The sequence below is a fragment of the Variovorax sp. YR752 genome, assembly GCF_943372545.1.
In genome coordinates, this window is record NZ_CALRZC010000277.1 from 1 (window position 1) to 9,860 (window position 9,860).

The 9,860-nt window shown below is 70.7% G+C and carries 9 protein-coding genes; 4 read left to right on the plus strand and 5 right to left on the minus strand.

Translation table 11 applies throughout. The features are described from left to right. The 3 genes from AAG801_RS36790 to AAG801_RS36800 all read right to left on the minus strand — a co-directional run. A partial coding sequence (locus tag AAG801_RS36790; protein ID WP_341892868.1) for an AMP-binding protein occupies positions 1-1,269 on the minus strand: 1,269 nt, incomplete at its 3' end. A 95-nt stretch (positions 1,270-1,364) separates the two neighbouring features. Next, complete coding sequence (locus AAG801_RS36795) at positions 1,365-2,198, minus strand: helix-turn-helix transcriptional regulator (RefSeq protein ID WP_341892869.1); 834 nt, start codon at positions 2,196-2,198, stop codon at positions 1,365-1,367. Further along, positions 2,195-3,172, minus strand: a complete 978-nt coding sequence (locus AAG801_RS36800; protein ID WP_341892870.1) for a LysR family transcriptional regulator — start codon at positions 3,170-3,172, stop codon at positions 2,195-2,197. Before AAG801_RS36800 ends, AAG801_RS36795 begins: the two co-directional genes overlap by 4 nt. A gap of 103 nt (positions 3,173-3,275) precedes the next feature. Here AAG801_RS36800 and AAG801_RS36805 point away from each other — a divergent pair, with 103 nt between their 5' ends. Next, entirely contained in the window at positions 3,276-4,337 is a 1,062-nt protein-coding gene (locus AAG801_RS36805; protein ID WP_341892871.1) for an aromatic ring-hydroxylating dioxygenase subunit alpha, read from the plus strand. A gap of 5 nt (positions 4,338-4,342) precedes the next feature. Next, positions 4,343-5,482, plus strand: a complete 1,140-nt coding sequence (locus AAG801_RS36810; RefSeq protein WP_341892872.1) for an ABC transporter substrate-binding protein — start codon at positions 4,343-4,345, stop codon at positions 5,480-5,482. Between the two features lie 15 nt (positions 5,483-5,497). Here the strand turns inward: AAG801_RS36810 and AAG801_RS36815 are convergent, their stop codons facing one another. Then, positions 5,498-6,310: a helix-turn-helix transcriptional regulator gene (locus tag AAG801_RS36815; RefSeq protein WP_341892873.1), complete on the minus strand. Its 813-nt coding sequence runs from the start codon at positions 6,308-6,310 to the stop codon at positions 5,498-5,500. 89 nt (positions 6,311-6,399) lie between these two features. Here AAG801_RS36815 and AAG801_RS36820 point away from each other — a divergent pair, with 89 nt between their 5' ends. Next, positions 6,400-7,491, plus strand: coding sequence for an aromatic ring-hydroxylating dioxygenase subunit alpha (locus AAG801_RS36820; RefSeq protein WP_341892874.1), 1,092 nt, complete (start codon positions 6,400-6,402; stop codon positions 7,489-7,491). A gap of 88 nt (positions 7,492-7,579) precedes the next feature. Here the strand turns inward: AAG801_RS36820 and AAG801_RS36825 are convergent, their stop codons facing one another. Further along, positions 7,580-8,758 carry an ABC transporter substrate-binding protein gene (locus AAG801_RS36825; protein ID WP_341892875.1) on the minus strand — a complete coding sequence of 393 codons (1,179 nt, stop codon included), beginning with the start codon at positions 8,756-8,758 and terminating at the stop codon, positions 7,580-7,582. A 135-nt stretch (positions 8,759-8,893) separates the two neighbouring features. On the opposite strand from AAG801_RS36825, the gene AAG801_RS36830 reads away from it, so the two are divergent. Next, the gene (locus tag AAG801_RS36830; protein WP_341892876.1) at positions 8,894-9,667 is read left to right on the plus strand and encodes a helix-turn-helix transcriptional regulator; all 774 of its coding nucleotides are present in this window, start codon (positions 8,894-8,896) and stop codon (positions 9,665-9,667) included. Positions 9,668-9,860: the final 193 nt, after the last annotated feature.

The following is a 9,860-nucleotide window of genomic DNA, read 5'->3' on the forward strand; positions in this document are numbered from 1 at the left end:
GGCGTCGATCGCCTCGCGGGTGCGCTCCGGCATGCGGTAGTAGCCCTTCATCAGCAGGTAGCCCTGGATGCACAGCTCGCCGGCTTGCCCGACCGGCGTCGGCAGACCGTCCGCCCCGACCACCTTCAGCGCGGTGTGCGGCAGGGCCATGCCCACCGTGGTGGACTTCAGCTCGAAGCTGTCGCCGGCGCGGGTGCCGGTGACCATCGGGCTGCACTCGGTCATGCCGAAGCCGATCGTCGGCAGCGCACCGAGCTCGGCACGCACCCGCTCCATCAGGGGCACGGGAATCGAGGTGCCGCCGGTGATCAGCCCCCGCAGCGCCGAGGTGTCGAACTCGCGCGCGAGCTGGCGCGGGTGCTGCAGCATCGCGATGAACATGGTCGGCACGGCCGAGACGATCGTCGCGCGCTCGTGGTGCAGCAGTTCGAGCATGGTCTCGGCGTCGAAGGCGATGGCCTTGATCAGCGTCGCACCCTGGGCCACCACGCCCAGCAGTTCCATGATGCCGGCGGCGGTGTGGAACAGCGGCATGGCGCTCGCCAGCCGGTCGTCGGGCCCCAGCTCGGCACGACCGGCGAAGAAGCGCGCGTTGTTGACCGCGGCGCGGTGGCTGATCATCGCGCCCTTCGGCGTGCCGGTCGTGCCGCTGGTGAACTGGATCTGGAAGATGTCGTCCGGGCTCACCACCGCCTGGCGGGCGGCGAACGCGGCGTCCGTCACGCTCGCGCCGTGCGCCTCCACCTCGGTCAGGTTCAGGAAGCCGGGGCGAGCGGCGTGGTCTGCACGATCCATCAGTACCACGTAGCGCAGTGCCGGGCAGGCCGTACGGTCCAGCGCCTGCACGGTCTCCGCATAGGCATTGCCGCGGAACGCCTCGACCAGGAAGAGCGCGGCCACATCCGCCTGGCGCAGCACATGGTCCAGTTCGTCGGCACGACTGTTGGTGTTCACCGTGACGAGCGCCGCGCCGACCATGGCGCAGGCGAACTCCAGGACGATCCACTCGGGCAGGTTCGGCGCCAGCACGGCCACCTTGTCGCCATGCTCGACACCGATCCCGACCAGGCCGCGCGCCAGGCGCTCGACGCGCATCAGCAGCTCGCGGTAACTCCAGCGCAGGTGAAGCTCGGGCTGGCGGTAGACCAGCGCGAGATGCTCGGCACGCGCCGCCGCCTGGCGGGCCAGCAAGTCGCCGACAGTCCAGTCGACCAGCGATTCGCCGAAGCTTTCGGCGCTCCACACCGACAGTCCGTCCTGCATGGCCATCGCGGCGCACCCCGTGAGTCGTGGCTGAGAACGAGGATGCTAGGCAGCGGCCGTCGGGCCGTCTGTCCTCCGTGGCGTCGACGAGGGAACCCGCGTCAGCGGACGTCGAAGACCGCTTCGTTCATCAGCAGCCCGAACAGCTGGCTGCGGTGCTGCAAGCCGAGGCGCCGGAACGCCCGGTTGCGGTAGGTCTTCACCGTCAAGGGCGAGACACCGATCTGCGCCGCGATGCCGTCGAAGGTCTGTCCGCGCAGCATGCCCTCGCAGACCTCGAGTTCACGCGCGGTCAGCGCCGGGCAACGGCGCAGCAAAGCGCCACGAAGATCGGCGCCTGCGCTGTTCACCGGGGCGGATGGCGGCGCGCACAGCGCATCGTGCTTGCGCACCACCGCCAGCAGCACGGCCGCGAGCGGGCTCAGCCGGGCGCCGTCATCGGCGACGAAGCCCGGCTCGCCGCTGCATCGGTAGAAGTTGACCGCCACGACATCGCCGCCCGGTTCGGGCGCCACCAGCGACAGGCGCTCGCGCAGTCCATGGCGCTCGTAGATGGCCTGGCGATGATCGGCCGGCAACTCCTCGGCGCGCCAGCGCGCCAGGGCGACGAAGCTGCCGTCGGCGAGCTCGCGCGAACGGGTCAGCGAGTCGTCGCGCCGGTACAGGCCGTCACCGACGTAGATGTTCCAGCAGGACGGGCCGACGTCGATGCGGCCGAGCCCGCCCGAAGCGATCAGCGTCGGCGCTGCGGTGCGCCGCAGCCGGTAGCAGGACCAGATGCCGGCCTGCACGACGCGGTTGACCTCGGCCAGCGCCCGGGTGCCGAAGTCGGGCTCGCCGATGCAGTCGACGAGCCCGGCCAGCGGCTGGTGCGCCCCGTCATCTGCCGCCGCACTGCGCACCGCGCTGCGTGATTCGATCAACCAGAGGTTCATGCTCGCCGCCTGCGCATCTCGCGACCGTACAACTCGGCCTCGATGCCGACCCACTCGTCCGTCGCGTCGTTGAACAGCGCGGCGATGCAGCCGCGCAGCCACAGGCTGCGCGGATCGTGGTGATACAGCCGGTGCCAGTGCTGCTGCACCAGGAAGCTCGGCGGCTTGAACGGCAGCGGCATCAGTTCGACCGTGCCGAGCCGGGCGAAGCGCGCGCCGGTGGCCAGCGGAATCGTCGCCAGCAGGTCGGTCTCTTCGACGATGGCCGGCAGGCTCACGTGGTGCGGCGTGCTCAGCACGATGCGGCGCTCGATGCCGCGGCGCTGCAGGAACTGCTCGAACAGCAGGTTGCTGCGCGCCGGCGAACTGACCACCGCATGGCCTGCCGCCGCGTAGGCCGCTTCGGTCAGCCGCTTGCCGGCCAGCGGGTGTCCGCGGCGCATCATGCAGGCGTAGGTGTGGGTGTACAGGCGCTGCTGGAAGAAGGCCTGCGCACCGAGATCGGGGAAGTAGCCCAGCGCGAGATCGACCGCACCCGACTCCATCGCCGCCGGCAGCGCGTCCGGCGGCATCGGCCCGCAGCTCACGCGCACCTGCGGCGCGTGCTGCTCGAGGTGGCGCAGCAGGCGCGGCATGAAGACGATCTCGGCCACGTCGGCCATCGCCAGCCTGAACTCGGTGCGCGCGGTCGCCGGGTCGAACACCGGCTGCTCGAGGATGCCGTCCTGCACCTGGTCGAGCACCTGCTGCGCGGTCTGGATCATCCGCCGCGCACGCGGCGTGGGCTCCATGCCGAGTGGCGTGCGCACGAACAGCGCATCACCGAACTGCTGGCGCAGGCGGGCCAGCGCCGTGCTGAAGCCCGACTGGCTCATGTCCAGCGCATCGGCGGCGCGCGTGACGCTGCGGCTGCCGCCCAGCGCCACCAGCACGCGCAGAAGGTTGAGGTCGAAACCGGTCTCTATCGTTTTCACAGATAGAGAGTCTCCACCCGATCGTATTGAACGACCAGCGGGCTCTCCCTAGAGTGCGCCGCAGTGCGGGCCCGTGACGAGGCCCGCCGATCTGGAGACAAGGATGTTCGTCCGGAACTGCTGGTACGTGGCCGCCTGGGACCACGAGCTGCTCGCCGACACGCTGCTGGAACGCACCATCATCGGCGAGTCGGTGCTGTTCTACCGCCGCGGCGACGGCTCGCCGGTGGCGATCGACAACCGCTGCCCACACCGGCATGCGCCGCTGTCCATGGGCCGCAAGGAAGGCGATGCGGTGCGCTGCCTGTACCACGGCCTCAAGTACGACAGCCGCGGGCAGTGCGTGGAGATCCCCGGCCAGGAGGCGATCCCGGCCAAGCTGTGCGTGCGCGCCTATCCGGTGGCCGAGCGCGGCCGCTGGATCTGGGTCTGGATGGGTGACCCGTTGCGCGCCGACGAGAGCCTCATCCCCGATGCCTTCTCGCTGAAGCACCGCGAGTGGCGCTACCGCCCCGGCTACCTGCACTACGACGCCGACCACCGGCTGATCTGCGACAACCTGCTCGACTTCTCGCACCTGTCCTACGTGCACGAGAAGACGCTGGGCGGCTCGCCCAACATCGCGCAGGCGCGCCCGGTCGTCACGCGCACGGAGCGCGGCGTGCACGTCACGCGCGACGTGCGCGACACCGTGCCTGCGCCCTACCACGCGCGCCTCGGCGGCTTCAGCGGCAAGGTGAACCGCCGCTTCGCCTACGACTTCCTGGTGCCCGGCGTGCTGCTGATGCATGCCCACGTGAAGCCGCACGACACGGCGGACGAGGACATGAGCGGCGCGCTGCAGTTCCACAGCTGCCAGGCGCTGACGCCCGAAACTGCCGGCACGACCCACTACTTCTTCATGCAGGCGCACCGCTTCCGGCTCGACGACGCGACCATCACCGAGTCGATCTACCAGAGCCTGTGCACGGCCTTCGCGGAAGACCGCCGGATCATCGAGGCGCAGCAGCGCCTGATCGACCGCTCGCCACCCGCTCCGATGCAGCCCATCGCCGCCGACCTGGCGCTGGCCCAGTACCGGCGCATCGTCGAGCAGATGCTTGCCGCCGAACGCACCGACGCCGGCCGCCCGGCCATCGCCCTCCACCCCGTCGACCACGAGTGACCCCCATGACCCAACCCCTTGCAGCGGCTGCCCTGGTGGCCCTTTCCCTCCTCGGCACCACGGCCGCGCGCGCCGAGATCGTCATCGGCGTCAGCTTCTCGCAGACCGGGCCGGCCGCGGCGCTGGGCATCGCACCGCGCAACGCCTTGCAGCTCTTCCCCGAGCAGATCGGCGGCGAGAAGCTGCGCTTCGTCGTGCTCGACGACGCTACCGACGCCACCAACGCGGCGAAGAACGCGCGCCGTTTCGTCAGCGAGGAGAAGGTCGACCTGATCATCGGCTCGACGGCCAGCCCGCCGGCGGTCGCGATCGCCGAGGTGGCGCGCGAGGCCGAGACGGTGCAGCTCGCCGCGGCCCCGATCGAGTTGCCCGCCGGTCGCGACGCCTTCACCTTCCGCCTGCCGCAGGGCATCGCGCTGATGGCCGAGGGCACGGTGGAGCACCTGCAGAAGAGCGGCGCGAAAAGCTTCGCCTTCCTCGGCTACACCGACGCCTACGGCGAGAGCTGGCTGCGCGAGATGAACCGCTTCGCCGGCCCGGCCGGGCTGAAGCTGACCGGTGCCGAGCGCTTCGCCCGCACCGACACGGCCGTCACCGCCCAGGCGCTGAAGATCGTCGCCGGCAACCCGGATGCGGTGCTGGTCGTCGCCTCCGGCAGCGGCGCGGTGATGCCGCAGAAGGCCCTGCTCGAACGCGGCTACAAGGGCCGCATCTACCAGACCTACAGCGCCGTCGCGCCCGACCTGCTGCGCATGGGCGGCAAGGACATCGACGGCACCTTCGGCCTGTCCGGTCCTGCGGTGGCGGCCGACCAGCTGCCCGACAGCCATCCGTCGAAGAAGGTCGCGCTCGAGTTCATCCAGCTGTACGAAGCGAAGTTCGGCGCCGGCAGCTACAACCAGTTCGCCGCCAACATCTGGGGTGCCCGGCTGCTGCTCGACAAGGCCATCCCGATCGCGCTGAAGACGGCGAAGCCGGGAACGCGCGAGTTCCGCCTGGCGATCAAGCAGGCGCTGGAGACGATGGGCGAGGTCGTGGTGCCGCAGGGCGTGCTGCGCTATTCGGCCAACGACCACTTCGGCTACGACGGCCGCGCCCGCTTCGTGCTGTCGGCCCAGGAGGGCAGCTGGCGCGCCGTGAAGTAGGCGCTGGCGGCGGCCTCACGCGCCCTCGCCGCGCCCATGGGGCAGGCACAGCGCGAACAGCTCGCCGGCGCAGTGGATCTGCAGCTTGCGGTAGGCGCGCCGCCGCAGCGTGGCCACGCTGCTCGGCGCGATGCCGAGCGCCAGGCCGATGCCTTCGCGCGTGTGGCCGGCCAGCGTCAGCGCGCAGACCTCGCGTTCACGCCCACTCAGTCGCACCGGCAGGCGCAGCAGCAGTGCCGCCGCAGCCTCCGGGCCGATGCGTCCGGCCGGACCGGCCTGGGCCGTTGGCTGCAGCGCGGCGAGGTGGCGGCGCAGCAGCGCCAGCAGCAGTGGCGCCAGCGCGGCGAAGCGTTGGACCTCGCGCGCGGCGAAGGCACCGGCCGCACGGTCACGGTAGAGGTTGAACGCGGTCCAGTGGCCGTCGAGCAGCGACAGCGCGGACAGGCGTTCGACCAGGCCGAAGCGGTCCCACAACTGCTCGCCGTAGGCCGGGTCGTCGATGTCCTTGCGGCACAGCCGCACGATCGCCGGCGCCTCGTCGCCAGCCTCGGTGTGCTGGCGCAGCGCGCCGAGCAACTGGTCGTGGCGGTACAGCCCGCTGCCGGCGTAGACACGCGCCGACTGCAGCGCCACGGCGCCACCACCGGCACTGGCCGTCAGCACCACACGCGCCTGCAGCCCGGCATCGAAGCGGAACGCCGTGGCATGCACCGCGTGCAGCGCCGGCGCCAGCCAGGCCAGCAGCGCGGCGCCGAAGCCGTCCTCGCCGAGACGATCGACCACATGCGCGAGCGCGGCGGCATCGGCAGTGTCGTCGTGGCGGTTCATCGGGTCGGAATTGTCCGTCAGCCGGAGGACAGACGCGCCCGCCGCCACGGCGCACGATCGCCGCTCCTGGAGACTCCGGACTCACGACCATGGACAACCCCGCCGACCGCGCCCGCGACGCCGCCTTGCGCTTCCAGAGCGAACTCGCCGACGAGCGCACGCCCTTCGTCTTCGACGAGTGGTACGTCGCCACCTTCGCCGACGAAGTGACCCGCACGCCGCTGGCGCGCACGCTGCTGGGCATCCCGCTGGTGCTGCTGCGCCGCACCGACGGCGGCATCGCCGTGCTCGAAGACCGCTGCCCGCACCGCTCGATGCCGCTGTCGCTGGGCAGCCTCGAGGGCGACACGCTGGTCTGCGGCTACCACGGCGCACGCTTCGGCTGCGACGGTGTCTGTGCCGGCGTGCCCTCGCAGGCGATGATCCCGCCCGGCGCGCGTGTGCGCGCCTTCGCTGCCGAGCAGCACGGGCCGCTGGTGTGGGTCTGGATGGGGCTGTCGGCGCCGACGCAACCGCCCCCGCACCCGGCGTGGATCGACGACGAAGCAGGCTGGGCGGCCTCACGCCAGCGGCTGCACATGCACGCCAGCTACGTGCGCCTGCACGAGAACCTGCTCGACCTGACGCACTTGAGCTTCCTGCACGCGAAGACCTTCGGCACGCCGGACTACGCGAGCGCGCCCTACGACAGCTCGGTCGATGCCGAGCGCGGGCACTTCGCGCTGACGCGCAGCGTGGTGCCGACCCGGCTGCCACCGATCTGGGCCAGGCCTACCGGACTGGAAGGCCGGGACGCCGCGCGCATCGCCAGCTCGACCTTCATTTCACCGGCACTGCACGAGGTGCACGTGCGCTTCCACGCCTGCGACCGGCCGGCCGAGGAGCAGCCCTCGCGTGCGATCCGCACGGCGCACATCGTCACGCCCGAGTCGGCCACCAGCACGCACTACTTCATCCACCACGGCCGCAACTTCGCGCTGGAGGATGGCGAGATCACCGCCTTCATGCACCAGCAGCTGCTGGCGGCGTTCCAGGAGGACATCGACGGCCTGGAGGCCATCGAGCGCAACCTGGCGAACTACCCGTCGGGCACGGCAGCGGAAGTCTCCTTCCGCGCCGATGGCCCCTCGCTGGCGATGCGCCGCTGGTTGAAGCAGCGCGCACTCGCCGGGCGGACCTGAACCCGATCAAGCAGTCGCCACGGATCCGGCTTCGCCGGTCCGTCGGCGGCGCCCCCTGGGGGGAGCGCCGCAGGCGCTTCGGAGGGGACTAGTTCTGCAGCTTCCAGGTGCCGTTCTCGATGCGCACCATCACCTGGCTGCGCTGGTCGACACCGTTGTGGTCGGCCGGGCTCATGTTGAACACACCCTGCGAGCCGACGAACTCCTTGGTGCCTTCGATGGCGTCGCGCAGCGCCGTGCGGAATTCGGCCGTGCCGGGCTGAGCCTTCTTGATGGCGACGGCGGCGGCCTGCTGGATGATCAGCAGCCCGTCCCACATCGTCGCGGCGAACAGCGAGCGGCTGCCGGCGCCGTACTTGGTCTCGAAGCGCTGCACGAAGTCGACCGCCGGTTTCTTCACCGCGCTGGCATCGGGCAGCTGCTCGGCCACCAGCACCGGCGCCACCGTCATGTAGCCGCCTTCGAGGTCCTTGCCGCCGACGCGCAGGAAGTCGTTGTTGGCCACGCCCTGCGTCTGGTAGACCGCGCCCTTGTAGCCGCGCTTGGCGAGTTCGATCTGCGGCAGCGCGCCCGGCGTGCCGGCGCTGAGGATGTAGACGGCGTCGGGGTTGGCGGCGAGGATCTTGACGATCTGCGCGGTCACGCTCTGGTCGGTCGGCGCGTACTTCTCGGTGGCGACGAGCTTGACGCCCTTGGCCGCGGCCACCTGCTCGGTGACCTTGAGGAAACCTTCGCCGTAGCTGTTCGACACGCCGATCGTCGCCAGCGTCTTGCCCTTGTTCTTCAGCACATGGTCGATGACCATGGTGGCCGAGATCTGCTCGGTCGGCGAGAGCTTGAAGGCCCACTTGCGCGGCCCTTCCTGCGGCAGCACGATCGCGCCGCCGCCGGCCATCGAGATCACCGGCACGCCGGCCTGGCCGGCGATCTCGACCACCGCCAGCGACGGCGGCGTCAGCGATGAGCCGATGATCAGGTCGACCTTCTCCTCGCTGATCAGCTTCTGCGCGTTCTTGGTCGCGGTGGTGCTGTCGGTGCCGTCGTTGAGCACGGTGAAGCGCACCTTCTGGCCGGCCATGTCGCCGGTCCACAGCTTGAGCGCGTTCTCGGCCGGGATGCCCAGCGAGGCGCCCGGCCCGGTCAGCGACAGGGTCACGCCGATGTGGATCTCGGCGTGCGCGGCGGCGGCGAAGCCGAGCGAGCCGGCCACGAGGCCGGGTACGAGCAGGCGGCGCAGACTGCGCGCCGTGGCGGAAGCGAACGACATCGATGTCTCCTGTGGCAGCCCGGTGACCGGGATAGTCCCGAGCGAATTGACCTGCGTCAGAGGCTAACGTCGTGCTGCGGGGCTGTATGTCCTCCGCGCTGTGGACAGACAAACCCGCCTCCCGACCCGTACGCCATGGAAATCCGCTCGCTCCGGCCCGACGCCGCCGTCCACCTGCCGCAGGGCGAGGCGGCGGGCGCCGTGGCCGGGCTGATCGGCTGCATCGGCGATCCGCAGTTCGGGCAGCGCGGCATCGAGCAGCTGGCCCGGCTCCTGCCGCTGGGCTGGTGGACGGTGTACCGGGTTTTCGACGACGCTCCGCCGGTGCTGCACTTCGGCGGCTGCCTGCAGGCCGAGGACTGCGTGGCCGATGCCTTCGGCGCCTACCGCGACGGGCTGTGGCGGCACGACCGCGCGCTCGGTGGCATCCGCGAACGGGTGGCACGAGGTGACGCGGTGCTCAGCCACCTGCACGCGCTCGAACTCGCGCCGGAGCACCGTCGGCGGGTCTTCCAGCGGCATGGTCTGTCCGAGCGGCTGTCGCTGTCCTGCGAGGACGCGGACGGCGCGCTGCTGTCGGTGAACCTGTACCGGCACGAGAGCCAGGCCGCCTTCTCCGACCCCGAACGCGACACGCTGCAGTCGCTCGGGCCGCTGCTGCTGAGCTGCGTGGTGCGGCACCTGTCACTGCGGCCGCAGGCGGCGCCGGCCGTCGCGGCCTTCGCCTCGTTGACGAAACGCGAGCGCGAGGTCTGCGATCGGCTGTTGCGTGGCTGGACGCACGATGGGATTGCTGCCGATCTGCAGTTGGCGCCGGCGACGGTGAAGACCTACCGGGATCGTGCCTTCGAGCGGCTGGGGATCCACCAGCGGCACGAGTTGTTCGCGTTGGCTCTTCAGCAGCGCTGACAAGCGCTTTTGCATTCGTCGCATCAGAGCGGCGCGGCGGGCGGTACCCGGCAGTGGCTCATGCGGCGGCGGTCGGCCTTGCAGGCCGACTCCACTGCGATGCTCGCGCCAGGGGGCAGGCCGCCCAACTCACTTCGTTCGCTGCGCTCACTGCGTTCAGACAAGCGGCGGCCAGTCAGATCACGAAGCGCGC

Coding starts and splice junctions, on each gene's coding strand:
- AAG801_RS36825 (WP_341892875.1), bottom strand. CDS start 8,758: ATGTCGTTCGCTTCCGCCACGGCGCGCAGTCTGCGCCGCCTGCTCGTA.
- AAG801_RS36820 (WP_341892874.1), top strand. CDS start 6,400: ATGGACAACCCCGCCGACCGCGCCCGCGACGCCGCCTTGCGCTTCCAG.
- AAG801_RS36805 (WP_341892871.1), top strand. CDS start 3,276: ATGTTCGTCCGGAACTGCTGGTACGTGGCCGCCTGGGACCACGAGCTG.
- AAG801_RS36830 (WP_341892876.1), top strand. CDS start 8,894: ATGGAAATCCGCTCGCTCCGGCCCGACGCCGCCGTCCACCTGCCGCAG.
- AAG801_RS36815 (WP_341892873.1), bottom strand. CDS start 6,310: ATGAACCGCCACGACGACACTGCCGATGCCGCCGCGCTCGCGCATGTG.
- AAG801_RS36810 (WP_341892872.1), top strand. CDS start 4,343: ATGACCCAACCCCTTGCAGCGGCTGCCCTGGTGGCCCTTTCCCTCCTC.
- AAG801_RS36795 (WP_341892869.1), bottom strand. CDS start 2,198: ATGAACCTCTGGTTGATCGAATCACGCAGCGCGGTGCGCAGTGCGGCG.